General features: G+C 69.1%; 23 protein-coding genes and 2 tRNA genes. 7 read left to right on the top strand and 18 right to left on the bottom strand.

Annotation, left to right across the window (positions count from 1 at the left end; translation table 11 throughout):
* From NYO99_RS04030 to uvrC, 8 genes are all read right to left on the bottom strand, one after another.
* Positions 1-1899 (bottom strand): DUF6538 domain-containing protein, encoded by a 1899-nt coding sequence (locus NYO99_RS04030; RefSeq protein ID WP_268165805.1) that lies wholly within the window; start codon positions 1897-1899, stop codon positions 1-3.
* Between the two features lie 89 nt (positions 1900-1988).
* A tRNA-His gene (locus tag NYO99_RS04025) sits at positions 1989-2064 on the bottom strand.
* A 29-nt stretch (positions 2065-2093) separates the two neighbouring features.
* Entirely contained in the window at positions 2094-4007 is a 1914-nt protein-coding gene (locus NYO99_RS04020; RefSeq protein WP_268165804.1) for a peptidylprolyl isomerase, read from the bottom strand.
* 105 nt (positions 4008-4112) lie between these two features.
* Positions 4113-4188: transfer RNA gene (locus NYO99_RS04015), tRNA-Val, on the bottom strand.
* Positions 4189-4222: 34 nt separating this feature from the next.
* The gene (locus tag NYO99_RS04010) at positions 4223-4495 is read right to left on the bottom strand and encodes an HU family DNA-binding protein (protein ID WP_268165803.1); all 273 of its coding nucleotides are present in this window, start codon (positions 4493-4495) and stop codon (positions 4223-4225) included.
* 187 nt (positions 4496-4682) lie between these two features.
* Positions 4683-5249 (bottom strand): CDP-diacylglycerol--glycerol-3-phosphate 3-phosphatidyltransferase, encoded by a 567-nt coding sequence (gene pgsA / locus NYO99_RS04005; protein ID WP_268165802.1) that lies wholly within the window; start codon positions 5247-5249, stop codon positions 4683-4685.
* Positions 5250-5329: 80 nt separating this feature from the next.
* Entirely contained in the window at positions 5330-5872 is a 543-nt protein-coding gene (locus NYO99_RS04000) for a hypothetical protein (RefSeq protein ID WP_268165801.1), read from the bottom strand.
* 14 nt (positions 5873-5886) lie between these two features.
* Positions 5887-7899, bottom strand: a complete 2013-nt coding sequence (gene uvrC / locus NYO99_RS03995; protein WP_422395471.1) for an excinuclease ABC subunit UvrC — start codon at positions 7897-7899, stop codon at positions 5887-5889.
* A 33-nt stretch (positions 7900-7932) separates the two neighbouring features.
* Between uvrC and earP the strand changes: the two genes are divergently transcribed.
* Positions 7933-8976: an elongation factor P maturation arginine rhamnosyltransferase EarP gene (gene earP, locus NYO99_RS03990; RefSeq protein WP_268165800.1), complete on the top strand. Its 1044-nt coding sequence runs from the start codon at positions 7933-7935 to the stop codon at positions 8974-8976.
* Positions 8977-9076: 100 nt separating this feature from the next.
* Positions 9077-9631 (top strand): elongation factor P, encoded by a 555-nt coding sequence (gene efp / locus NYO99_RS03985; protein WP_268165799.1) that lies wholly within the window; start codon positions 9077-9079, stop codon positions 9629-9631.
* Positions 9632-9683: 52 nt separating this feature from the next.
* Here the strand turns inward: efp and NYO99_RS03980 are convergent, their stop codons facing one another.
* The 7 genes from NYO99_RS03980 to mltG all read right to left on the bottom strand — a co-directional run bounded on the left by NYO99_RS03980 (position 9684) and on the right by mltG (position 14569).
* A complete protein-coding gene (locus tag NYO99_RS03980) occupies positions 9684-9908 on the bottom strand; it encodes a hypothetical protein (protein WP_268165798.1) in 225 nt (74 codons plus the stop codon).
* A gap of 119 nt (positions 9909-10027) precedes the next feature.
* Positions 10028-10681 carry an ankyrin repeat domain-containing protein gene (locus tag NYO99_RS03975; protein ID WP_268165797.1) on the bottom strand — a complete coding sequence of 218 codons (654 nt, stop codon included), beginning with the start codon at positions 10679-10681 and terminating at the stop codon, positions 10028-10030.
* Complete coding sequence (locus tag NYO99_RS03970) at positions 10678-11463, bottom strand: TatD family hydrolase (RefSeq protein ID WP_268165796.1); 786 nt, start codon at positions 11461-11463, stop codon at positions 10678-10680. The genes NYO99_RS03975 and NYO99_RS03970 overlap by 4 nt, the downstream gene beginning before the upstream one ends.
* A 35-nt stretch (positions 11464-11498) precedes the next feature.
* Positions 11499-11948: a PilZ domain-containing protein gene (locus NYO99_RS03965; protein ID WP_268165795.1), complete on the bottom strand. Its 450-nt coding sequence runs from the start codon at positions 11946-11948 to the stop codon at positions 11499-11501.
* Between the two features lie 13 nt (positions 11949-11961).
* A complete protein-coding gene (locus NYO99_RS03960; RefSeq protein ID WP_268165794.1) occupies positions 11962-12966 on the bottom strand; it encodes a DNA polymerase III subunit delta' in 1005 nt (334 codons plus the stop codon).
* A complete protein-coding gene (gene tmk / locus NYO99_RS03955) occupies positions 12960-13577 on the bottom strand; it encodes a dTMP kinase (RefSeq protein WP_268165793.1) in 618 nt (205 codons plus the stop codon). The genes NYO99_RS03960 and tmk overlap by 7 nt, the downstream gene beginning before the upstream one ends.
* Positions 13574-14569: an endolytic transglycosylase MltG gene (mltG, locus tag NYO99_RS03950; RefSeq protein ID WP_268165792.1), complete on the bottom strand. Its 996-nt coding sequence runs from the start codon at positions 14567-14569 to the stop codon at positions 13574-13576. Before mltG ends, tmk begins: the two co-directional genes overlap by 4 nt.
* A gap of 57 nt (positions 14570-14626) precedes the next feature.
* Between mltG and ygfZ the strand changes: the two genes are divergently transcribed.
* Complete coding sequence (ygfZ, locus tag NYO99_RS03945; protein WP_268165791.1) at positions 14627-15514, top strand: CAF17-like 4Fe-4S cluster assembly/insertion protein YgfZ; 888 nt, start codon at positions 14627-14629, stop codon at positions 15512-15514.
* 3 nt (positions 15515-15517) lie between these two features.
* The gene (locus NYO99_RS03940) at positions 15518-15766 is read left to right on the top strand and encodes a DUF4936 family protein (RefSeq protein WP_268165790.1); all 249 of its coding nucleotides are present in this window, start codon (positions 15518-15520) and stop codon (positions 15764-15766) included.
* Here NYO99_RS03940 and NYO99_RS03935 read toward each other — a convergent pair.
* Positions 15763-16620, bottom strand: coding sequence for a YbgC/FadM family acyl-CoA thioesterase (locus tag NYO99_RS03935; protein ID WP_268165789.1), 858 nt, complete (start codon positions 16618-16620; stop codon positions 15763-15765). The genes NYO99_RS03940 and NYO99_RS03935 overlap by 4 nt on opposite strands.
* The gene (locus NYO99_RS03930; protein WP_268165788.1) at positions 16617-17543 is read right to left on the bottom strand and encodes an alpha/beta hydrolase; all 927 of its coding nucleotides are present in this window, start codon (positions 17541-17543) and stop codon (positions 16617-16619) included. The genes NYO99_RS03935 and NYO99_RS03930 overlap by 4 nt, the downstream gene beginning before the upstream one ends.
* Positions 17544-17648: 105 nt before the next feature.
* Between NYO99_RS03930 and NYO99_RS03925 the strand changes: the two genes are divergently transcribed.
* The 3 genes from NYO99_RS03925 (at position 17649) to NYO99_RS03915 (ending at position 21917) form a co-directional block, all read left to right on the top strand.
* Complete coding sequence (locus NYO99_RS03925; protein WP_268165787.1) at positions 17649-18788, top strand: iron-containing alcohol dehydrogenase; 1140 nt, start codon at positions 17649-17651, stop codon at positions 18786-18788.
* Complete coding sequence (locus NYO99_RS03920) at positions 18788-20215, top strand: FAD-binding oxidoreductase (protein WP_268165786.1); 1428 nt, start codon at positions 18788-18790, stop codon at positions 20213-20215. The genes NYO99_RS03925 and NYO99_RS03920 overlap by 1 nt, the downstream gene beginning before the upstream one ends.
* Positions 20216-20366: 151 nt before the next feature.
* Positions 20367-21917, top strand: coding sequence for a methyl-accepting chemotaxis protein (locus NYO99_RS03915; protein ID WP_268165785.1), 1551 nt, complete (start codon positions 20367-20369; stop codon positions 21915-21917).
* Between the two features lie 110 nt (positions 21918-22027).
* Here the strand turns inward: NYO99_RS03915 and aceA are convergent, their stop codons facing one another.
* Positions 22028-23326: an isocitrate lyase gene (aceA, locus tag NYO99_RS03910; protein ID WP_422395470.1), complete on the bottom strand. Its 1299-nt coding sequence runs from the start codon at positions 23324-23326 to the stop codon at positions 22028-22030.
* Positions 23327-23386: the final 60 nt, after the last annotated feature.

Here is a 23386-nt window from a genome sequence, read left to right as displayed (position 1 = left end):
CTACTGGTCGGCCGGTCTGTGCCGGCAATGGAATGGAGGGGCCACCTCGAAACGGATGCGCTCCAACACTGCCAGCTTCTCACGCGCCCGCGTGGGCTCCATTAGGTAGGACTTCCGGACCACGGCTGACCGGGACGGGTCGGCATGCCCAGTCAGCGCCTCGAAGGGCAGCTTCAGGTGGCCCGCCTGTGTGCAGAAGGTCTTGCGGAAGGCATGACAGCCCGTGAGCATCGCCCCTGGGGTCTCGTCGCGAAGCCCGAGCTGATCCAGCCAGACGCCAAACCAGTCTTTCGCACGATAGGCCGCGTCCCCCTTGTTGATCCCGAAGGCCGGGAACAACCGGCGCGCACCGCCAGCCTTGATCCGCTTCAGGTAGTCTAGGAAGCCCAGGCGGACCAGTTCCGGGTGAATGGGCACCTGCCGGGCTTCATGCGTCTTGACCGACTTCACCACGCCCTCATCGGCTGGCGTTGCCTTGTCGATGGTCAAGAAAGAAACACCCTCGAACTCTCCGAAGTCGGTCTGCGGATTGACCTGGCACAGCTCGCGGGCTCGTGCCCCTGTGTAGAGCAGCGCCAGCGGCAACCAGTATTGGTGTTCCACGGTCGGGTCGGCAGCAAGTGCCGCGAACTCGGCCCCCTCGAACATCCGGCGCAGTTCGTCAGCCTTGAAGTTGCGCTGCTTCTCCTCATCCTCCCCGCGCTCGCCACGGTACACGGCGAACTCAGTACCGAGCCCGCGGGGGAAGCCTTGGTCCCCGAACTCGTGCGCGGCGCGCCGAAGGAGCGTCCCGACCGCCATCCGGTAGGTGCTCTCGAACGTGGACGGGCTGATGCACTTCGGATGCTTCTCGGCGAGGAGCTGACGGACGCTGTCGCCGCGCTGCGTGCGCGTGTACCAATCCACCGGCAGACGGCTGATGGCGTCGAGGAAGTCGCTCACATGCTTCTGAAGCAAGCCGGCGGCGGGCATCTTCGGGTCGATGCACTGCTGCATGAGCCACGCGGCGGACTGGACCTTGCGCTTGAATCCGTTTTCGGGGTGCCTGGAGACCACCTCGCCCAGTACATGCCCCAATGTCAACACGGCGGCAGGTTTCGGCGCGGCCTGAAGCGGCTTTGGCGTTTCGACCAGTACGCCTTGCCCTCGTGCGGCCAGCGCCTCCAGACCGTCGAGGTAGGCCCGCTGGCATGCCTTGCGTAGCTCCGCAGCTTCCCGACTGGACCAGCCATCTGCCCCCAGGTTCACGCCAAGGGACTGTGCTGCGGCATCGGCCAGGAGCAGGAACGGCCCTGACTGCCCACGGGCCAAACGCTGACGAGCATCCTTGTGAGCCGCCTCGTGACGCTCATGGAGCATTGGCAGCAACTCGAACAGCGGCACCTCGGAGCGTCCAACTCGGACCTGCATTTCCACATCCTGCCGGCCGCTGTCGGTCAGCACCCGCGGCACCTGGCGCGGCCTGTAGGCGTCTTCCTCGGTGGCCTCGTGGGCGACCTTGCGGCCACGCTCCTGAGTCTCCCACCAGCCAGCCAGTGACTGCGCCAACGCTACCGGGTCAGACCGCTGCGCCTCGTCGGCGGCCAGCATGCGCGCCTTCAACTGATGCGCGATGGCGCCCCGCAGCTCAGTCGAGACGGCCTCGGGTGGCGTGATGGTCAGGGCCTGCCGCATCAGCGCCCACTGTTTCTCCAGCCCGGACAGCAGATGCGCGGCCTTGCCGTTCGCTTCGCGGAGGTCGGACGTGCCCAGGGTTCCGCGGTGCGCCCACCCGTTGCGGGGCGCCTCCGGGTGCCCTTGCAGGTCCTTCGGAAACTTCTTTTGGTAGTGCCAGTTCACCGAACCTTCCGGCCGGTGGACGCCTTGCATGGGCTTCAATTCAGGGCTCGCTTTCGTCATAGCGAACCTCTCAGGTACAAAGGCAAGTACAAAGCGCCAAAGAAAAATCCCCTATGAGAACCAGTCTTCATAGGGGACTTCGTATTACTTGGGGTGGCTGATGGGACTCGAACCCACGACAACAGGAATCACAATCCTGGACTCTACCAACTGAGCTACAACCACCGCAGAGCCATAGAGTATAGCGCAGAAATTTACGGTGCGCTAGCAGAAGATGCGGGAGCGGCCACTTTGATGACCGCCTTGTACTGAGACTTCAGCACCGACAGGTAGGCCTGGCCTTCGGCTCGTGCCCAGGCGGCGGCGTATTGCTGGGCGGCGCGCTTGTCGTCGATGACGCTCGCATCACGCGGCTGCAGTTGGTTGATGCGCACGACGACATAGCTGCCGTCGTCCGCAGCCACACCCACGGCAGCCGGCAGCTTGCTGGCGTCAGCACCGAGCACGGCCTCGAGCTGAGCCCGGCTGAGGTTCATGGGCTTGGCCCGCGACACGGTCGTCGCGGCCTCCAGACCAGCGGTGTCGGCCGGGTTGGCCTTCAGCGCGGCCAGGCGCGCCTCGCCAGCCTTCTTGGCTTCGGCGCTCGCGAGCTTTTGCAGCAGTTGGGCGCGGACCTTGTCCTTCACATCGGCCAGCGGCGGCACGCGCGCCGGGTTGTGCTGCACGACACGCGCCGACACGAGCTGGCTGGGGCCGGCCTCAACGGCTTCGGTGTTGCGCTTGTTGCGCAGCGCTTCGGCGCCGAACACGGCATCCAGCACCTTGGCAGAGGCCAGCGGGCCGACGGCGCCCGGCTGGGGCTGGCGGGCGACGGTGGCCGTCTGGATCTGAAGCTTGAGCTTGTCGGCCGCGGGCTGCAGGCTGTCGGACTGCTCGTAGACGAGGTTGCCGAACTGCTCGGCCGCTTCGGTGTACTTGCGCTGGGCCAACTGCTTGCGCACCTCGGCCTCGACCTCGCCACGCACGTCGTTGAACGACTTCTTGTCACCGCCGCGGGCGCCCGTGAGCTGGATGATGTGGAAGCCGAAATCGGTCTCGACGACGTTGCTGATCTCGCCCTGCTTCATCGCGTACACGGCGGCGTCGAATTCCTTGACCATCGCACCACGGCCGAAGAAGTCCAGGTCACCGCCGTTCACGGCCGAGCCCTCGTCCTGCGAGTTCTTCTTGGCGACATCGGCGAACGACGCCGGGTTCTTGCGCACCTCGGCCAGCAGGGCTTCGGCCTTGGCCTTGGCTTTGGCGCGCTCATCGGCGGCCGCGCTGCGCTCGGCCTTGATGAGGATGTGGCTGGCGCGGCGCTCTTCCGGCACGCCGTAGCGCGAAGCGTTCTCGTCGTAGTACTTGCGCAGGTCGTCCTCGGTAAAGCTGACGTCCTTCTTCAGTGCCTCGATGTCCAGCACGAGGTATTGGATCTGGGCCGATTCGGGCAGCTGGAACTTGGTCGCGTTGGCCGGCTCCTTGTAGAAAGCCTCCAGCTCGGCGTCGCTGGGGTTCAGCTTGGCGGCAAACGCGGCGACGTCAAAGCGCTGCAGTTGCACTTCGCGTTGCTGCAGCAGCGCATCGAAGGCGAGCTTGGCATTGGCCGCGCCGCCGATGGCGGACGTTTCCACGGGTGCCATCACCTGGCGCAGGCCGTAGTCCTGGCGCAGACGCTCCAGGAAGCCCGATGGCGTCATCCCCTGGGCGGCCAGGATGGCCTTGTTGACGGTGCCATCCGCGTTGCGCAGGAAGGCCAGTTGCGGATCGGCCCAGAAGCGCGCCTTGGTGACCTCGGCACTGGGCGTGAAGTGCTGGTGCAAGGCTGCGGCCTGCAGCGTGCGCTCGTTGACCATGCCTTCCAGCGCCTGGCGCTTGGCCTCGGGCGTGTCCAGCAGCTTGGCATCCACGGTGGGGTTCTGGCGGCGCACGCGGTCGCTCTGCTCGCGCACGGCCATGTCCCACTCGCCTTGCGTGATCTTGCGGCCGTTGACGCTGGCCACGCCGGCGTTGGCGCCGCCCATCATGCTGGTGTAGCCCTCCATGCCGACGAACGCGAAGGACGGCAGGATCAACAGCAGCAGGATGAACTGGAACAGGCGGTTGTGCTGGCGAACGAAATCAAACATCTCGGAGAGCCTTGAGGGATCAAACGCAACAAAGGCGAACCGAGGTTCGCCTTCGAGGGGAGCTGCATTCTAGATGCGGCACCGCAGCTGCCGCTGCAGGGTGGGTGGTGGGCGCTGACGGGCTCGAACCGCCGACAATCTCCGTGTAAGGGAGGTGCTCTACCAACTGAGCTAAGCGCCCGGAAAACCGGGATTATCAGGCCTGGCGAGGGGGCTCAGTTGCAAGCGTCTTTCAGCGCCTTGCCGGGCTTGAATTTGGGCACCTTGGCCGACTTGATCTTGATGGCGTCGCCCGTCTTCGGGTTGCGGCCGGCGCGCGCTGCGCGCTTGGTGACGCTGAAGGTGCCGAAGCCCACCAGCGAGACCGTGCCGTTCTTCTTCAGCGTCGTCTTGACGCCGCCGATCACGGCCTCGAGCGCACGGCCGGCAGCGGCCTTGGAAATGTCGGCCTGCTTGGCGATGTGCTCGATCAATTCGGACTTGTTCACTCATGCCCCCCCAGATTGGACGATTCAGCGATTGGGTCCCGCGTACTGCCGCCAGCTCTTTGATGACCGTGATGACGACGGCCCGGGCTGGCGCGGGGAAGCGGATTCTAGACGCGGCTCCGCGGCGCGGAGGGGCGGGAAAAGTCCGGATACAACTCGCCCTGCTGCCGGCCGCCACGCCGCACGATCAGCGCGCCTTGGCGCGGATCTCGGGCAGCGCCTTCTGCAGGTAATACACCATCGACCAGATGGTCAGCACGACGGCTGCGTAGATCAGCCAGGTACCCCACAGACGCGTCGGAACGAAGCCGAACAGCACGCCGTCGTACAGCAGGAAGGGGATGGCCACCATCTGCACCGTGGTCTTGAGCTTGCCCACCATGTGCACGGCCACGCTGCGCGACGCGCCGATCTGCGCCATCCATTCGCGCAGCGCCGAGATGGCGATCTCGCGGCCCACGATGACCAGCGCCACAAAGGCATTCACGCGCCCCAGCTCCAGCAGGATGAGCAACGCAGAGCAGACGAGGAACTTGTCGGCCACCGGGTCGAGGAAGGCACCGAAGGACGAGGTCTGGTTGAGCTTGCGGGCCAGGTAGCCATCCAACCAGTCGGTCAGCGCGACGACGATGAACAGCACGGTCGCAAACAGGTTCTGGTGCGCAGGCGCCAGCTCCAGGTAGAACACCCCGACGATGAGCGGGATGGCCACGATGCGGGCCCAAGTCAGCAGGGTCGGGAGTGTCCAGAACATGGCTGGCATTGTGCCCAAGGCGGCAGCCTCCTCAGGCCAGGACTGTGGCGGCGTTGCCAAGCGGCCCGCGGCGGCAGGGCTTAGTCCAGGCTGCGGGGCTTGAAGCGACGGTCCTCGTCGAACAGAAAGCTCTCGGTGAAGCGCCAGGGCTCGGGCATGCGGCGCACATCGCCGAAGGGCGCGGCGCGGTGCACGGCATCGATGGCCATCTGCAGCGTCTCAGGCCCGAAGCGCGGCGGCCGCAGCACATTGATCTTGCGAACGCTGCCATCGGACTTGAGCTCCACGTCCAGCACGACGACGGTGAGCAGGTGCGAAGGCGCGGGCGTCATGTAGGTGCGCTCGGGGTTGGCCATGATGATGCGGTCGGCCGCCTGCCGACGCAGCTCCTCGTGCGTGCGAACGGCCTTGGGCGCCGGCAGTCCCTTGGGCTTGGTCAGCGCCGCCGACGGCTGAGCAGCGGCGGGCGCAGCGAGCGCAGGCGCCGGGCTGGCCACAGGCGCGGGCGGCGGCGGTGCCGCCGTTACGTTGGTTGCCGGTGCGCGCGGCGCTGCGCCGCAAGCCGCCAGCAGCGGTGCGATCAGCCAAGCGGCAACACGTTGGCAGGCGGTGGTGAGCGTCATCACGGGTCTCCGGGTCAATGCAAGGCTCGGTAGATATCTTCGGCGAGTTCGCGCGAGATGCCCTTGACGCTGCAGAGCTCGTCCACGCTAGCGCCGGCCACGCCACGCACGCCGCCAAAGCGCTGCAGCAGCTGCGAGCGCTTCTTGGGGCCGACGCCCGGCACATCCTCCAGCCGCGAGCCGCCGGTGCGCGTGGCGGCACGCTTGGCGCGCATGCCGGTGATGGCGAAGCGGTGCGCCTCGTCGCGGATCTGCGCAATCAGCATCAGCGCCGCCGAGTCGCGGCCGAGGTAGACCTTCTCGCGCCCGTCGGCGAACACCAGTTCCTCCAGGCCGACCTTGCGGCCCTCGCCTTTTTCGACGCCGGCAATCAGGCTCAGATCCAGCCCAAGTTCCTCAAAGACCTCGCGTGCCATGCTGACCTGGCCGCGGCCGCCGTCCACGAGCACGAGATCCGGCAGCCGTCCGGTACCCAGCTGTGCGGCCTCCGCCATCTTGGCGTAGCGACGCGTCAGCACCTGGCGCATGGCGGCGTAGTCGTCGCCGCCGGTGATGCCCTCGATGTTGTAGCGGCGGTACTGGCTGCTCTGCATCTGATGCCCTTCGAAGACAACGCAGCTGGCCATCGTCGCCTCGCCGGCCGTGTGGCTGATGTCGAAGCACTCCACGCGGAACTTGTCGATCTCAGTGACGGACAGCTCCAGCGCGTCCACGAGCGCACGCGTGCGCGCCTGCTGCGAGCCCTCCTCCGCCAGCAGGCGCGCCAGCGCCAGCTCGCCGCCCTTGACGCACATCTCCAGCCAGATCCGCCGCTGGCCACGTGGCTGAGCCTGCACGCTAACCCGACCACCCAGGCGGCCGCCCGCCTGGCTGCCCAGCACGTCACCCAGCCCGGCATCGACCGGCTCACTGACCAGGATGAGTCCAGGCGGTGGCGAGGCCAGGTAGTGCTGTGCCATGAACGCCTCCAGCACCTGCCGCTCGGGCGACAAGGCCTCGTCGTCGTCCATCAGCATCGCGGTCGCATCGTCGACATGCTTGGGGAAGAAGGCGCGATCGCCAAGATGGCGCCCCCCCCGCACCATGGCCAGGTTCACGCACGCCTTGCCGCCCTGCACCTTGACGGCCAGGATGTCCACGTCGCGTTCGCCGCCCGTGGCGCTGCTCTCGTCAACGACCTGCTGCTGCAACACCTTGGCCAGCGCCTGGATCTGGTTGCGCACCTCGGCGGCCAGTTCGTACTCGAAGCGTTCGGCGTAGGCGGCCATCTGCTCCTGCAGCGAGGCCATCACCGCGTCGGTATCGCCGCGCAGAAAGGCCTCGGCGCTCTTCACATCCCGCGCGTACTCGCCCGTCTGGCCGGCGGGCACACAGGGCGCAGAGCAGCGCTTGATCTGGTGCAGCAGGCAGGGCCGGCTGCGGTTGTTGAAGACGCTGTCTTCGCAGGTGCGCAGCTTGAAGACCTTCTGCATCAGCTGGATGGACTCCTTCACCGCCCAGGCGCTCGGGAAGGGGCCGAAGTACTGATGCCGCTTGTCCACCGCGCCGCGGTAGTAGGCCATGCGGGGGTAGTCGTGCGAGGTGATCTTCAGGTAGGGGTAGCTCTTGTCGTCCCGGAACAGGATGTTGAAGCGCGGGTTCAACGCCTTGATCAGGTTGTTCTCGAGCAGCAGCGCCTCGGCCTCGGTGCGCACCACCGTGGTTTCCATGCGGGCGATACGCGCCACCATCATGCCGATGCGCGTGCCGCCATGATTCTTCTGGAAGTAGCTGCTGACGCGCTTCTTCAGGTCCTTGGCCTTGCCGACGTAGAGCACCTCGTCCTTGGCGTCGAAGTAGCGATACACGCCCGGCAAGGCCGGCAGCGCGCCGACCTCAGCGAGCAGCCTCTCGCGCATCACGCGCGCGGCGGCCTCCATCTCGGCGGTGCGCTGCTTCTCGGCAGCCTCGATGACGGCGCGCTCGGCGGCCCACTCGGCCTGGGTCTGCTCGCCGAGGTCGGCGTTGGAAGGAGTCGTGCTGGACATCGGCAGGATTTTGGCCTGGGACAATCACGCCTCATGAAAGCGCCGATGCTCTGGGACATCTTCTGCCGCGTCATCGACAACCATGGCGACATTGGCGTGTGTTGGCGCTTGGCGCGGGACATCGTGGCCCGCGGCGGCCAGGCGCGACTGTGGGTGGACGACGCCTCGGCGCTGGCCTGGATGGCGCCCGAGCGCCCCGACCGGCGTCATGGCGTCGACATCCGCCCCTGGCCCGTGAGCGACGTTGACGTGACACCCGGCGACGTGGTCATCGAGGCCTTTGGTTGTGAGCTGCCCGCCTCCTTCGTCAACCGCATGGCCGCGCGGCGGCCCGCGCCGCGCTGGATCAACCTCGAATACCTCAGCGCGGAGGATTACGTGGAGCGCAGCCACGGCCTGGCGTCGCCGCAGTGCCACGGCCCCGGCGCGGGGCTGAGCAAGCACTTCTTCTACCCCGGCTTCACGCCCCGCACCGGTGGCCTGCTGCGCGAGACCGGTGTGCTGGAGCGCATCGAGCACTTCGACGGGCCGGCGTGGCTGGCCGCACGCGGCTGGGCGCCCGAGGAGGGCGAGCGTGTCGTCAGCCTGTTCGCCTATGCCAACGCGCAGCTGCCCGCGCTGCTGGCGAGTCTGGCCGAGCAGCCGACGTTGGTGCTGGCCTGCCCCGGGCCGCTGCAACCGCTGATCACCGCGCGCCCCAACCTGCGCAGCATCGCTCTGCCCTACCTGCCGCAGGACGACTACGACCGACTGCTGTGGGCCTGCGACCTGAACTTCGTGCGCGGTGAGGACTCGTTCGTGCGCGCGCAGTGGGCCGGCAAGCCCTTCGTCTGGCACATCTACCCGCAGCCGGAAGACGATGCCCACCACGCCAAGCTGGAGGCCTTCATGGCCCGCGCCGGCCTGCCCGAAGCCTGGCGCGCCGTCTGGCGCGGCTGGAACGGCCTGGATGCGTTGCCGGCGTCACTCATCGGCCTGGATGAAGCCGCCACCCATGCGCCAGCCTGGCGTGCGCAGTTGACGGCCCAGCCCGATCTGCTGGCGCAGTTGCAAGGCTTCGTAGGCGCTTACGGCTAGAATGTCGGGCTTTGCCGCGCCACGCCGGGAGATTTTCGGAGTCTGGTGCGCACCACAAGCCGGCTGATTCGCTGCCGGCCCTCACTCTGAGATACCCACCATGAAACTCGCTCAAGAAATCCGCGCCGGCAACGTGATCATGCAGGGCAAGGACCCGATGGTCGTGCTGAAGACCGAATACAGCCGTGGCGGCCGCGGTGCAGCCACCGTGCGCATCAAGATGAAGAACCTGCTCAACGGCGCCGGTGCTGAACTCGTGTTCAAGGCCGACGACAAGATGGAGCAGATCATCCTCGACAAGAAGGAGTGCACGTACACCTACTTCGCTGACCCGATGTATGTGTTCATGGACACCGAGTACAACCAGTACGAAGTCGAAGCCGAGAACATGGGCGATGCCATCTCCTACCTGGAAGACAGCATGGCCGTGGAAGTGACCTTCTACGACGGCAAGGCCATTTCGGTCGAACTGCCCACCAGCGTCGTGCGCGAGATCGAAACCGAGCCGGCCGTCAAGGGCGACACCTCGGGCAAGGTCATGAAGCCCGCCCGCATCGTCGGCACCGGCTTCGAAATCGCCGTGCCGCTGTTCGTCGAGAACGGCGACAAGATCGAAATCGACACCCGCACGCACGAGTACCGCAAGCGCGTCTGAGCGCCGGCAACCGCGTCAACGAAAACGCCCGCAGTTGCGGGCGTTTTTGCTTTCAGAGCGCGTCGTCGGACAGGTCGGGCACTTCGGGCTCGGCGTCGATGGCGCGGTCGAAATCCGAAGCCCCGCTGCGCAGCGGGATCCACGGGCGGTCCAGCGGCCGGTAGACCCGGCGCTGCAGGCGAGCCAGGCGGTCGGAGCGCTCGATCGCGGTCATCACCGCATCGGGCGAGATCAGCATCGCGAAGGGATCGGCCAGGTTCGGGGTGTTGGACAGCATGGTGGGCCTCGGGTGGAGTCGATGGCCTCACTGTAGGCAGCCGGCTCATGCCGCAACAGTCGGCACAGCGCGCTGCGGGCTGTCAGGTTTTTTCCTACACGGCCGCTGCGGCGCAGCGCTCAACGCCCGGTGTCTGCCGCACGCTGGCGCTCGGCCATGGCGCGCCGCAGTTCGGCGGCCATCGCATCGCGCCCGCCGCGCACCGCGAAGTCGGCCGCGGTCAGCTCCTGCTCGTTGGCTGCGCGCGGCTCGGCGCCGGCCTTCAGGAGCAGCGGCACCAGGTCGCCGCTGCCATAGCGGGCCGCCATCATCAGCGGCGTGGTGCCGTTGTCGGAGCGCGCATTCAGCGCCGCCCCCTGCGCGATCAGAAAGGCGGCCACGCCGTTGTCGGGCCCGCTGCAGGCGTAATGCAGCGGCGTCCAGCCCTTGCGGTTGACGGCCGCGCCGCGCTTCACCAGCGCCTTCACCGCAGCCAGTTCGCCACGGATGGCCGCCAGCATCAGCGGCGTCTCGCCATCGGCATTGGGCGCATCGGCATCCAGCGCCGCGTCGGCCAGCAAGGCCTCCAGCGCCTGCAGCGACCCCTCGCGCACGGCCGTGAACACGGCCGTGCGGCCACGTGCATCGGCCTGGTTGGGGTTGATGCCGCGCGCCAGCAGCGCCTTGACGGTTCGCGGGTCGTTCATCTCGGCCGCCTTGACGAAGTCGTCGATGGGCGCGGCCTGCGCCAGCAGCGCGCCGGCCAGGGCCAGGGCGGTCAGCGCGCGCTTCATGCGGCCTCCGGCAGCCGGAACAGGCGCCGCGTGTTGGACGACGTGCGCGCCGCCAGTTCGGCCACCGGCAGGCCCACGGCGTCCGCCACCGCCTGGGCCACGTGGGGCACGTAGGCCGGCGTGTTGGTCTTGCCGCGGAAGGGCACGGGCGCCAGATAGGGGCTGTCGGTCTCGATCAGCACGCGGTCCAGCGGCAGCAGCTTCAGCAGGTCACGCAGGTCCTGCGCGTTCTTGAAGCTGACAATGCCCGAGAACGAGATGTAGTAGCCGCGCTCCACCGCCGCCAGCGCCACCTCGGCCGTCTCGGTGAAGCAGTGGAACACGCCGCCCGCCTGCTCGCCGCCCTCCTCGTCCAGCACGCGCAGCGTGTCGGCGGCGCTCGACCGGGTGTGGATGACCAGCGGCTTGCGCGCCTGCTTGGCCGCGCGGATGTGCGTGCGGAAACGCTCGCGCTGCCACTCCATGTCGGCGATGCTGCGGCCGTTCAGGCGGTAGTAGTCCAGCCCCGTCTCGCCGATGGCGACCACCCTGGGGCGCGACGCGAGCTGAACCAGCTCGGCCACGTCGGGCTCGCGCATGTCCTCGGTGTCGGGGTGCACGCCGACGGTGGACCACAGCGCGTCATGCGCCATGGCCAGCGCATGCACGTCCTCGAACTCCTCCATCTGCGTGCAGATGCAGATGGCCTGCTCGACCTGTGCATGGCGCATGTCGGCCAGGATGTCGGGCAGGCGCTGGCGCAGCTCGGGAAAGCTCAGGTGGCAATGGGAATCGATGAACATCGGTCACGGCGCCCGCGTGGCGCGGGCGAATCAGGTCAGAGCGTCTGCGTGGGCTTGCTGGAGGACACAGCCGTGCCCAGCACTTCCTCGATGCGCACGCGGATCAGGCGGGTCTTCTCGTCGCCCGGGAAGCGCACGCCCACGCCCTGCGTGCGGCCGCCGGAGGCATTGGCCGGGGTCAGCCAGGCCACCTTGCCGGCCACGGGGTAGCGCTGGTTGTCGTCCGGCAGTGCCAGCAGCAGGTAGATGTCCTCGCCCAGCCGGTAGTCGCGCGTCGTCGGCACGAACAGGCCGCCCTCGGTGAACGCCGGGATGTAGGCCGCATACAGCGCCGACTTCTCGCGGAACACCAGCTGGATGACGCTGGGCCGCGCGCCGGAACTCGCGCCAACACCGCCCACGACGGGCAACGGCAGCGCCCCGCCGAGCTGGCTGGGCTGGAATTGCAGGGAGGCCGGACCCTGCTTGGAAGTGGCGTCGCTCATGGCCCGAGTGTATTCAGCGAACGGCTGCCACGATGGCGGCCTGGGCCTGCGCCACCAGCGACTCGATCCACAGGCTAGCGTTCAGCGGATGGTCAGCATGCCGCGCGGCGCGACGCAGCTCGGCCTCCCAGGCCAGCAGCGGGCCGGCGCGCTTGGGGCTAGGCAGCGAGGCCGGCGCGAAGAACTGCCCCGGCTGGCCGTGGCTGCGGCGCACGAGGTCGTGGCACAGGCGCTGTAGCGCGTCGATGGCGCGCGGCGGCGCAAGCTCCGACAAGGCCTGCACCTCGCCCCGCGCCACGCGCTTGGGCAGGGCCTGCCAGGCGGCGTCACTGAGGCCGGCGTGGGCCCACTCCAGCGCCTGTTGTGGCCTGCCGCCCGTGGCGGCCAGCAGCCCTTCGGCGCCCTCCACGCCCTTGGACGCCAGCCAGGCCAGCGCCGCGCCGCGCTCGGGCAGCGCCAGCGGCAGCGGCTGGCAGCGGCTGCGGATGGTGGGCAGCAGGCTGGCGGGGTCGAAGCTGGCCAGCACGAAGCGCAGCAGGCCCGAGGGCTCCTCCAGCGTCTTCAGCAGCGCATTGGCGGCGACGCCGTTCAGCGCCTCGGCCGGGAAGATGACGACCACCTTGGCCCGGCCGCGCGCCGACGTCGCCTGCGCAAAGGACAGCAGGCCGCGCACGGCCTCGACCTTGATCTCGCGGCTGGGCTTGGCCTTGCCGGCCTTGACCTCGATCTCCTCGAATGGCAGGCCCAGCGACTCGCGTGCGGATGCGTCCAGCGCCTCGGGCAGCAGCAGCTGGAAATCCGGGTGCGTACCGCTCGCGAACAGCTTGCAGCTGGCGCAGTGGTTACACGCCGGCTCGCCCGGCGCAGCCGCCTCGCACAGCCAGCTCTGCGCCAGCTTGACGGCCAGCTCCAGCTGCCCGACGCCGGCCGGCCCCTGCACCAGCAGCGCATGCGAACGGGCCCGCGCCAGCGCCTCGGCCAGCGGCGCCTGCAGCCAGGGCAGGTCGGCGTTCAGCATGCCGGATACCGCTGCGCGAGCACGGCCTCGACCTGCTGCCAGACGGCGTCCGGGCTCAGGCTGGCGTCGATGCGCACGACGCGCTGCGGCGCCTGCGCGGCGCGCGCGGCAAAGCCGGCGCGGGCGCGCTCGAAGAAGTCCAGCTGCTGGGCCTCGATGCGGTCGGCCTCACGGGCGCCGGCACGGCGCGCGGCGGCCACGGCGGGCGGCAGGTCGAACCAGAACGTCAGCTCAGGTTCAGTGCCCGCCTGCACCCAGTCCGCCAGCGGCTCCAGCATGCTCAACGGCAGGCCGCGGCCGCCGCCCTGGTAGGCGAAGCTGGAGTCGGTGAAGCGGTCGCACAGCACCGTCCGGCCGGCGGCCAGCGCGGGCTGGATCAGCGCCTGCAGATGATCGCGGCGGCCGGCAAACATCAGCAGCAGCTCGGTCAGCGCATCCATGGGCTGGTTCAGCACCAGTGCGCGCAGCTGCTCGGCCAGCGCGGTGCCGCCGGGCTCGCGGGTCAGCACGACCTCGTCGCCGCGCGCGCGGAACCATGCCGCGATGGACGCGATCTGCGTGGACTTGCCGGCACCGTCGATGCCCTCGAATGAAATGAATCGCCCCGTCACTTGCCGCCGCGCTGGTATTGGTTGACCGCGCGATTGTGCGCGGCGAGGTCGTCGCTGAACTGGCTGCTGCCGTCGCCCCGTGCCACGAAGTACAGCGCCCGCACCGGCGCCGGGTTCAGCGTGGCTTGCAGCGCGGCCGCGCCGGGCATCGCGATGGGCGTGGGCGGCAGGCCGCCGCGGGTGTAGGTGTTGAACGGTGTGTCGGTCTGCAGGTCGCGCTTGCGCAGGTTGCCGTCAAAGGCCTCACCCAGGCCGTAGATGACGGTGGGGTCGGTCTGCAGCGGCATGCCGATGCGCAGCCGGTTCACGAACACCGCCGCCACGCGGCTGCGGTCGGCCGGGGCGCCGGTTTCCTTCTCGACGATGGAGGCCAGGATCAGCGCGTCATCGGCCGACTTCAGCGGCAGGCCCGGCTGGCGCTGCGCCCAGGCGGCGGCCAGGCGCTTGTTCATCGCCTCGTGCGCACGGCGCAGCACGGTCAGGTCGCTGACGCCACGGCTGTAGGCATAGGTGTCGGGGAAGAAGCGGCCCTCGGGCGCCACGCCGGGCGCGCCCAGCGCGGCCATCACGTCCGCATCGCTCATGCCGGCCGTCCTGGGCTGCAGGTGCGGCGCGGCGGCGAGCGCCGCCCTCACCTGCCGCCAGTTCCAGCCCTCGATGAGGCGCAGCTGCTCCAGCACCTGGTCACCGCGCACCATCTTGTCCAGCAGCGCGCGTGGGGTGACGCCGGCATGCACCTCGTAGCTGCCGGCGCGGATCTGCCGCGCCTGGCCCGACCACTTGAACCACTGGTAGAGCAGCCGCGCGTCCGTCTGCACACCGGCCGCCACCCAGGCGCGCGCCACCTCGGTCGGGTTGCTGCCCGGCTCGATGGACAGTTCCACCGACGGCGCGGCCAGGCCCAGCGGGCTGCGCAACCACTGCCAGGCCGCACCGGCTGCCAGCGCCACGATCAACAACAACGCGAGCAGCGCCCGCAACAACCACTTCATGCGCTGTAAACCCAGAGAGACGGCCCGGTGAAAAGGGCGCTGATGATAATTGCGCGCATGTCTGAAGCCTCCCCCGCCTCCCAACTCCGCCTCCATGACTGGGGCGTGATCCGCGCTGCCGGCGCCGACGCCGCCAGCTTCCTGCACGGCCAGCTGACGCAGGACTTCGCGCTGCTCGGCCGCGACCACGCGCGCCTGGCCGGCTTCTGCACGGCCAAGGGCCGGCTGCTGGCCACGCTGGTGGGCTGGAAGCCGGCGGATGACGAGATCCTGCTCGCACTGCCGGCCGAGACGCTGGCTGCCACACTGAAGCGGCTGTCCATGTTCGTGCTGCGCGCCAAGTGCAAGCTCAGCGATGCGAGCGCCGAGTTCGCCATCTACGGCCTGCTGGGCACGCCGGCCGCCGAGGCCTGGACGCTGGCGCGCGACGGCGACGCCGTGCAGATCGCACTGCCCGGCGCCACCCGTGCGCTGCGCGTGCAGCCGCAGGCCGCGCCCGCGCCGGCCGGCACCGAGATCGCCGCTGAAGCCTGGGCGGCTGCCGAGGCCGAGGCCGGCATGGCCTGGGTGCGCGGCGCCACCGTCGAGGCCTTCGTGCCGCAGATGATCAACTTCGAGGTGCTGGGCGGCGTGAGCTTCAAGAAGGGCTGCTACCCCGGCCAGGAGATCGTGGCGCGCAGCCAGTACCGCGGCACGCTGAAGCGCCGGCTGCAGGTGTTCGAGACCGATGCCGCCGCCAGCGTGGGCCAGGAGATCTTCCACAGCGCCGACCCCGAGCAGCCGGCCGGGGTCGTGGCCGGCTGCGGCTCGCGCGACGGCCGCACCGTCATCGCCGCCGAGATCAAGCTCGCCGCGCTGGACGGCGGCAGCCTGCACCTGGGCCACGCCGGCGGCGCGGCGCTGATGCCGCGCGCCCTGCCCTACGAGATTCCGCCGCAGGATTGAGTCGTGCAGCTCTACGTGTACTACCGCGTCGCCGCTGACAACGTCGACAGCGCCCTCACCGTCTTCCGCAAGGCGCGCGTCGAGGCGCCCATCGAGCTGCTGCAGCGCCCCGAGCCCGACGCCGAAGGCCGCTGGACCTGGATGGAGATCTACCCCGAGGGCTGGACGCACCGCGAGCCGCAGGTGGCGGCCGCGATGGCGCCGTGGGTCGCGACGGAGCGGCGCGTCGAGCGCTTCGAGATGCTCGGTTAGAGCGCGCGCACCATCTCGACGTGGCCGATGCCGGCTTCCTCGAACGGCTCGCCCCGGCGCTGAAAGCCGGCGCGCAGGTAGAAGTTCTCGGCCGACAGCTGCGCGTGCAGCAGCACCTCCCGGTAGCCCTGCTGCCTGGCCTCGGCCATCAGCGCATCCAGCACCAGGCGGCCGATCTGCGCGCCGCGCATGGAGCGCCGCACGGCCATGCGGCCGATCTTGGCCACACCCGGCACGTGTTCCAGCAAGCGGCCGGTGGCCAGCGGCAGGCCGAAGCGGTTGCGCGCCAGTGCATGCAGGCAGGTGGCGTCGGCGCTGTCCCATTCCAGGTCGGCCGGAATGTGCTGCTCCTGGACGAACACCTCGCGGCGGATCGCCGTGGCGGCCGCGCCGTGCTCGGCCCAGCTGCCCAGGCTCACGTCCACCACCGGGCGGCCGGCCTCGAAGTCGTGGATCAGGCCGCGCAGCGCGTCGGGCACCGGCAGCGGTGACTGCGTGGCCGGATCGGCGAACACGTAGACCATCTCCGCCTGCACCAACAGTTGCTCACCGTGGAAGACGGCGCCGTCCACCTTCATGGAGCTGTTGCCGAACTCGCGCACGCGGATGCCGATGTCCAGCCGGTCGTCGTAGCGCGCCGAGCCGCGGTAGTCCAGCATGGCGCGGCGCACGTAGAGGTCGCCGCCCAGGCCCTTCATGGTCTCGGCATAGGGCATGGCCAGTGCGCGCCAGTAGCCGCTGACGGCGGTGTCCATGTAGGTGAGGTAGTGGCCGTTGAAGACGATGCCCTGGGCATCGATCTCGGCCCAGCGCACGCGCAGGGGCTCGTGGTGACGGAACTCGGTCTTCTTCATGTCGTCTCCCTGAGATGGTCGGCAATTGCCGCCGCGCAGAAGTCCAGCGCGGCGAGCGCTTCGGGCAGGCTGCGGCCCATTTTGATGAAGTCGTGCGTGACGCCGCGCGTCAGTTCCAGCTGCACCGGCACGCCGGCTGCGCGCAGCGTGTCGGCGTAGGCCAGGCCCTCGTCCACCAGCGGGTCGGCCTCGGCCAGCAGCACGGCGGCGGGCGCCAGGCCGGCGTGATCCTCGGCCAGCAGCGGCGCGAAGCGCCAGTCGGTGCGCTCACCGGGGTCGATGTAGTGGCTGAAGAACCACTCGATGCCTTTGGCGTCCAGCAGAAAGCCCTCGGCGAAGCGGCGGTGGGAGTCGTGGCCCATGTGGGCGTCGGTGCCGGGCGTGATGAGCAGCTGCCCCTTCAGCGGCAGGCCACGATCGCGGGCGAAGAAGGCACAGCCGGCCGCCAGCGTGCCACCGGCGCTGTCGCCGCCCACGGCGAGCCGGCTGCCGTCCAGCCCCAGCGCATCGGCGTGCTCGTGCAGCCAGGCCAGCGCAGCCCAGCTGTCGTCCACCGCCGCCGGGAAGCGGTGCTCGGGCGCCAGCCGGTAGTCCAGCGACAGCACGGCCGCGCCGCTGCGCAGGCTGAGCTGGCGGCACAGGCTGTCATGGGTCTCCAGGTCACCGATGGTGAAGCCGCCGCCATGCAGGTAGAGCAGCACCGGCAGCCGCGCGTCACTGGGCGCGTACAGCCGCGCCGGCCGGCCGGCGGCGGTGAGGTCCTGCACGCGGGGCAGCGGCGCACGCGGCAGGTCCAGGATCTCGGCGCCCATGCGGTAGGCGATGCGCGCCTCACGCGGCGTGAGGGTGTGAAAAGCCGGGCGCTTGGCACGCTGGATGCGCGCCAGCAGCTCGGCCATGCGGGGAGACAGCGGGTGGGTCATGGAGGCCGGATTGTCCGGCTGCCGGCAGCGCCGCGCGAGTCGCCCGCACGACGCGCACGTCAGCGCACCCGCACTAGGATGACGTCAACACGGCGGAGACCACGCATGGCCCAGATCCTGTACCTGACCCGTATCGAACTCGAGTTCGGCGCCCGCCGGCTGCTGCCCGCGGAATGCGAGCGAGTGGGCATGCACCGCCCGCTGGTGGTGACCGACGCGGGCGTGCGCGCTGCCGGCGTGCTGGACCAGGCGCTGGCCGCCTTCGCCACACCGCCCGCGGTGTTCGACCGCACGCCGCCCAACCCCACCGAGGCCGCCGTGCGCCTGGCTGTCGAGCAGCTGCGCGAGGCGGGCTGCGACGGGCTGATTGCCGTCGGCGGCGGTTCCAGCATCGACTTGGCCAAGGGCGTGGCCCTTGCCGCCACGCACGAGGGGCCGCTCAAGCGCTGGGCCACGATCGAGGGCGGCGCGGTCAACATCACGTCCAAGGTGCTGCCCGTCATCGCCGTGCCAACGACGGCTGGCACCGGTAGCGAGGTGGCGCGCGGCGCCATCCTCATCGTCGACGACGGCCGCAAGCTGGGTTTCCACAACTGGGAGCTGTGCCCCAAGGCCGCCATCTGCGACCCCGAGCTGACGCTGGCGCTGCCGCCGCACTTGACGGCCGCCACCGGCATGGACGCCATCGCCCACTGCATCGAGACCTTCCTCGCACCGGCCTTCAACCCGCCGGCCGATGGCATTGCGCTGGAGGGGCTGCGGCGCGGCTGGCAGAGCATCGAGCGCGCCACGCGCGACGGCCAGGACCGCGACGCGCGGCTGGACATGATGTGCGCCAGCGTGCACGGCGCGCTGGCCTTCCAGAAAGGCCTGGGCGCCGTGCATTCGCTGAGCCATGCACTGGGTGGCCTGGCACCTCGGCTGCACCACGGCACGCTGAACGCGGTGTTCCTGCCGGCCGTCATCCGCTTCAACGCCGAGGCCGCCAGCGTGCAGCGCGACGGCCGCATCGCGCGGCTGGCACAGGCCATGGGCCTGGCGGTCGGCACGGCCGACGCCGTGGCCGACGCCATCACCGCCTTGAACGCCCGGTTGGGCCTGCCCGCCGGCCTGGCGGCCATGGGCGTGGCGCCCGAGCTGGACGACGCCATCATCGACCGCGCACTGCTGGATCACTGCCACAAGACCAACCCGCGCCTCGCCAGCGCCGACGACTACCGCGCACTGCTCGCCGCCTCGCGCTGATGGCCTGGCGTCGGCGCGAGTTGCTGGCGCGCGCGCTGGCGCTGGCGGGCCTGCTGGGCACGCTGCCGCTACGTGCGCTCGGCGCACCCAGCGTGGCGGTTCGCAACGTCACGGGGCTGTACACGGTCGAGGTCGCCCGCGTCGCCACGCCCCGGACGACCGATGACGTCGTGCAGGCGCTGGCCGCCTGGCCGGGCCAGGTGTGCATCGGCGGCGGGCGCTTCAGCATGGGCGGCCAGGTGGGCCTGGTGGGCGGCCTGCACCTGGACATGCGGGGCATGGCCGAGCTGCTGTGGCTGGACGTGCCGGGCCGCCAGGCCCGCGTGCAGGCCGGCATGCGCTGGCGCGACCTGCAGGACCACCTCGACCCGCAGGGCCTGGCCGTCAAGACCATGCAGAGCTACGCCAACTTCAGCATCGGCGGCGCGGTATCGGTCAACGCGCATGGGCGCTATGTGGGCCACGGCCCGGTGGGGCATTCGGTGCGCGCGCTGCAGCTGGTGCTGGCCGATGGCCGCGTCGCGGAGTGCAGCGCCGCGCAGAACCCGGCGCTGTTCGCCGCCGCCATCGGAGGCTACGGCGCAGTCGGCGTCATCACCGAAGTGGAGCTGGACCTGGCCGACAACGTGCGCATCGAGCGGCGCTACACGCCGCTGGCGCTGACGGCCTACGCCGAGCACTTCCGCGACCACGTTTTGGCCGACCCCGCCGCCGTGCTGCACAACGCCGACCTGCTGCCGCCAGCCTTCGACCGGCCGCACGCCGTCACGTGGCGGCGCTGCGGCGACGACAAGCCGCTGACCGAGACCGCCCGGCTCGTGCCGCGCCGGCAGTCGTACGCGAAGGAGCGCCACATGATCCGGCTGCTGACCGAGGCGCCCGGCGGCACGGCGCTGCGGCGCTCGGTCGTGCATCCGCTGCTGAACCGCCCTGCCGCCGTGCAGTGGCTGAACCACGAGGCCAGCCGCGACGTGGCCGAGCTGGAGCCGCACAGCCGCGCCGTGTCGACCTATGTGCTGCAGGAGTACTTCGTGCCGGTGCGGCACTTCCTGGGGTTCGCGCGGGCCATGGCGGCTGAGCTGCAGCGGGCCGGCGCGCAGGTGCTGAACATCTCCATCCGCCATTCACCGGCCGACCGCGTCAGCGCCCTGCCCTGGGCCCGCGAGGAGGTGTTCTGCTTCGTCCTGTACTACCGGCAGGGCACCAGCGCACAGGCGCAGGCTGCAGTGGGCGTGTGGACGCGCGCGCTCATCGAGCTGGCGCTGAAGCACGAGGGCCGGTACTACCTGCCCTACCAGCTGCATGCCGAGCCGCGCCAGTTCAACGCCGCCTATCCGGAGGCTGCCAGCCTGCGCCGGCTCAAGGCCGAGGTCGACCCGCAGGGGCGCTTCTCCAACGAGATGTGGCGCCGCTATCTGCCGGCATAGCGCGCCGCCGCGACATCGTTTTCACCGCGGCAAGCGTGATCGAAGTCCCGCTTTGAATCGGCGTGCCCGCGCGCCGCCGCCCTAGCATTGCCGGTTGCCCCCGACCCAGCCGGGCCAGGGCGTCAAAACAACAAGGCAAGAGGCGAATCCCATGATCAATCTATCCATCGGCCAACGCTTGGCCGCAGGCTTTGCGCTGGTGCTGGCGCTGGCCGGCTGCGTGATCGCGCTGGCGTCCTGGCAACTGACGTCGACCGCCACGGCCACCCGGCAGATGATGGCTGCGCCGCTTGCCAAGGAGCGCTTGATCTCGGACTGGAGCCTCTACATCAACGCTGGCGTGCGGCGCACGATGGCCATCGCCAAGAGCGCCGATCCGTCGCTGCTGGCGCTTTTCAAGGACGATGCGGCGCAGACCTCGCGCGCCTCGGCTGAGCTGCAGGACAAGCTCAAGGGCATGATCAGTTCACCCGAGGAGCAGAAGCTCTTCGATGCCGTCAACGAAGCACGCAAGGTCTACCTGGAGTCGCGCGACAAGATCACGCAGCTGAAGAAGGACGGCGACGCTGAAGGCGCCGACAAGCTGTTGACCGAGGTGTTCGTGCCGGGTTCCAAGCTGTATCTGCAGCGCATGCAGGAGTTCCTGGATCACCAGCGCAAGAGCATCGACGCGACGGCCCTCGGCATCAATGACGCGACCGGGCGCAGCCGCGCCGTGCTGATCGCGCTGGGGCTGCTGATGCTGGCCCTGGGCGCAGCGGCAGCCTGGCACATCACGCGCAGCATCACGGTGCCGCTGGCCGCTGCGAACGAACTGGCCGACCGCGTGGCCAATGGCGACCTGACGCGCTCGGGCAAGGGCATGAAGGCACGGGCCGACGAGATCGGTCAGCTGCAGATGACACTGCGCCGCATGCGCGAGTCGCTGTCGACCACCATTGCCGGCATCCGCGACACCGCCGAGTCCATCGGCAATGCGTCGTCGGAAATCGCAGCCGGCAATCAGGACCTCAGCGCCCGCACCGAGAAGGCCGCGTCCAGCCTGGAAGAGACCGCCAGCGCGATGGAGCAGCTGACCGGCACCGTGCAGCAGTCCGCCGCATCGGCCGGCCAGGCCAATCAGCTGGCGCAATCGGCGGCCACCGTCGCCCAACGCGGCGGCGAGGTGGTGGCCCAGGTGGTGCACACCATGGATGAGATCAATGGCAGCTCGCGCAGGATCGCCGACATCATCGGCGTCATCGACGGCATCGCCTTCCAGACCAACATCCTGGCGCTGAACGCCGCGGTGGAAGCGGCGCGCGCCGGGGAGCAGGGCCGTGGTTTCGCCGTCGTTGCGGGCGAGGTGCGCTCGCTGGCCGGCCGTTCGGCCGACGCTGCCAAGGAGATCAAGAGCCTGATCGGCAGCAGCGTGGAGCGCGTGGAAGCCGGCTCACGGCTGGTGGCCGAAGCGGGCCGGACGATGGACGAACTCGTCGGCGCCGTGCAGCGCGTGAAGGACATCATGGGCGAGATCACCACCGCCACGGCCGAGCAGTCCGACGGCATCGCTCAGGTCAACCTCGCCATCGGCCAGCTGGACCAGGTCACGCAGCAAAACGCCGCGTTGGTGGAACAGTCCACCGCCGCGGCCGAGAGCCTGCGCGAACAGGCCACGACGCTGAACAGCGCCGTGGGCACCTTCCAGGTCGCGGGCCGCTGACGCGCCTTCGTGCGGGCCGGCGTCCTGCGCGACGAAAAAAGGGCCCGCATCAGCGGGCCCAAAGCTCGGGGAGTTGACTTTCCCTGATCGATACAACGGTCTCGGTGTGCTCAACCGTGCTTGGCGTCGAAGAACTGTTCGTCTTCGGTCGAGCCCTTCAGGGCCGCGGTAGAGGCCTGGGCTTCGATGGTGGTGGTGACGGCGTCGAAGTAGCCTGTGCCGACTTCGCGCTGATGCTTGACGGCGGTGAAGCCCTTCGCGGCAGCGGCGAACTCCTTCTCCTGCAGCTCAACGAAGGCGCTCATCTGGTTGCGGGCGTAACCGTGGGCCAGTTCGAACATCGAGTAGTTCAGGCTGTGGAAGCCGGCCAGCGTGATGAACTGGAACTTGTAGCCCATGGCGCCCAGCTCGCGCTGGAACTTGGCGATGGTGGCGTCGTCCAGGTTCTTCTTCCAGTTGAACGACGGCGAGCAGTTGTAGGCCAGCAGCTTGCCAGGGAACTTGGCATGGATCGCATCGGCAAAGGCCTTGGCGAAGGCCAGGTCCGGCTTGCCGGTCTCGCACCAGATCAGGTCGGCATAGGGCGCGTAGGCCAGACCGCGGCTGATGGCCTGGTCCAGACCGTTCTTCGTGCGGTAGAAGCCTTCCACGGTGCGCTCGCCGGTGCAGAAGGGCTTGTCGTTGTCGTCGATGTCGCTGGTGACGAGGTCACCGGCTTCGGCGTCGGTGCGGGCCACCAGCAGCGTGGGCACGCCCATGGTGTCGGCCGCCAGGCGGGCCGCCACCAGCTTGGCCACGGCTTCACGGGTGGGAACGAGCACCTTGCCACCCATGTGGCCGCACTTCTTGGCGCTGGCCAGCTGGTCTTCGAAGTGCACGCCCGAAGCGCCGGCTTCGATCATGGCCTTCATCAGCTCGAAGGCGTTCAGCACGCCGCCAAAGCCAGCTTCCGCGTCGGCCACGATGGGGGCGAAGAAGTCGATGTCGTCCTTGCCTTCGCTCCACTGGATCTCGTCAGCGCGCTTGAACGTGGCGTTGATCTTCTTGACGACCTTGGGCACCGAGTCCACCGAGTACAGCGACTGGTCGGGGTACATCTCGCCGTTGCTGTTGGCGTCGCCAGCGACTTGCCAGCCGGACAGGTAGATGGCCTTCAGGCCGGCCTTGACCTGCTGCATGGCCTGGTTGCCGGTCAGCGCGCCGAGGGCGTTCACGAAGGGCTCGGTGTTCACCAGGCCCCACAGCTTTTCGGCGCCACGCTTGGCCAGCGTGTGCTCGATCTCGACCGAGCCGCGCAGGCGCACGACGTCGGCGGCGGTGTAGCCGCGGGTGATGCCCTTCCAGCGGGGGTTCTCGGCCCAGTCTTTTTCGAGGGCGGCAATCTGTTGTTCACGGGTCAGGCGGGTCATGGAGGGCTCCTTGCTAAACATCAAAAACCGATGGCTCAAGCCTAGTCCTCGCCCTGGCTG

The sequence above is a fragment of the Roseateles hydrophilus genome (genome assembly GCF_026712245.1).
Classification (GTDB): domain Bacteria; phylum Pseudomonadota; class Gammaproteobacteria; order Burkholderiales; family Burkholderiaceae_C; genus Pelomonas; species Pelomonas hydrophilus.
The sequence above is the reverse complement of the archived record's forward strand: the minus strand, read 5'-3'. Positions and strand labels throughout refer to the sequence as shown.

Excerpts from the sequence above, each read along its gene's own strand:
- NYO99_RS04030 (WP_268165805.1), bottom strand. The coding sequence starts at position 1,899 with ATGACGAAAGCGAGCCCTGAATTGAAGCCCATGCAAGGCGTCCACCGG.
- NYO99_RS04020 (WP_268165804.1), bottom strand. The coding sequence starts at position 4,007 with ATGTTTGATTTCGTTCGCCAGCACAACCGCCTGTTCCAGTTCATCCTG.
- pgsA (WP_268165802.1), bottom strand. The coding sequence starts at position 5,249 with ATGTTCTGGACACTCCCGACCCTGCTGACTTGGGCCCGCATCGTGGCC.
- NYO99_RS04000 (WP_268165801.1), bottom strand. The coding sequence starts at position 5,872 with ATGACGCTCACCACCGCCTGCCAACGTGTTGCCGCTTGGCTGATCGCA.
- uvrC (WP_422395471.1), bottom strand. The coding sequence starts at position 7,899 with ATGTCCAGCACGACTCCTTCCAACGCCGACCTCGGCGAGCAGACCCAG.
- earP (WP_268165800.1), top strand. The coding sequence starts at position 7,933 with ATGAAAGCGCCGATGCTCTGGGACATCTTCTGCCGCGTCATCGACAAC.
- efp (WP_268165799.1), top strand. The coding sequence starts at position 9,077 with ATGAAACTCGCTCAAGAAATCCGCGCCGGCAACGTGATCATGCAGGGC.
- NYO99_RS03980 (WP_268165798.1), bottom strand. The coding sequence starts at position 9,908 with ATGCTGTCCAACACCCCGAACCTGGCCGATCCCTTCGCGATGCTGATC.
- NYO99_RS03975 (WP_268165797.1), bottom strand. The coding sequence starts at position 10,681 with ATGAAGCGCGCGCTGACCGCCCTGGCCCTGGCCGGCGCGCTGCTGGCG.
- NYO99_RS03970 (WP_268165796.1), bottom strand. The coding sequence starts at position 11,463 with ATGTTCATCGATTCCCATTGCCACCTGAGCTTTCCCGAGCTGCGCCAG.
- NYO99_RS03965 (WP_268165795.1), bottom strand. The coding sequence starts at position 11,948 with ATGAGCGACGCCACTTCCAAGCAGGGTCCGGCCTCCCTGCAATTCCAG.
- NYO99_RS03960 (WP_268165794.1), bottom strand. The coding sequence starts at position 12,966 with ATGCTGAACGCCGACCTGCCCTGGCTGCAGGCGCCGCTGGCCGAGGCG.
- mltG (WP_268165792.1), bottom strand. The coding sequence starts at position 14,569 with ATGAAGTGGTTGTTGCGGGCGCTGCTCGCGTTGTTGTTGATCGTGGCG.
- ygfZ (WP_268165791.1), top strand. The coding sequence starts at position 14,627 with ATGTCTGAAGCCTCCCCCGCCTCCCAACTCCGCCTCCATGACTGGGGC.
- NYO99_RS03935 (WP_268165789.1), bottom strand. The coding sequence starts at position 16,620 with ATGAAGAAGACCGAGTTCCGTCACCACGAGCCCCTGCGCGTGCGCTGG.
- NYO99_RS03930 (WP_268165788.1), bottom strand. The coding sequence starts at position 17,543 with ATGACCCACCCGCTGTCTCCCCGCATGGCCGAGCTGCTGGCGCGCATC.
- NYO99_RS03925 (WP_268165787.1), top strand. The coding sequence starts at position 17,649 with ATGGCCCAGATCCTGTACCTGACCCGTATCGAACTCGAGTTCGGCGCC.
- NYO99_RS03920 (WP_268165786.1), top strand. The coding sequence starts at position 18,788 with ATGGCCTGGCGTCGGCGCGAGTTGCTGGCGCGCGCGCTGGCGCTGGCG.
- NYO99_RS03915 (WP_268165785.1), top strand. The coding sequence starts at position 20,367 with ATGATCAATCTATCCATCGGCCAACGCTTGGCCGCAGGCTTTGCGCTG.
- aceA (WP_422395470.1), bottom strand. The coding sequence starts at position 23,326 with ATGACCCGCCTGACCCGTGAACAACAGATTGCCGCCCTCGAAAAAGAC.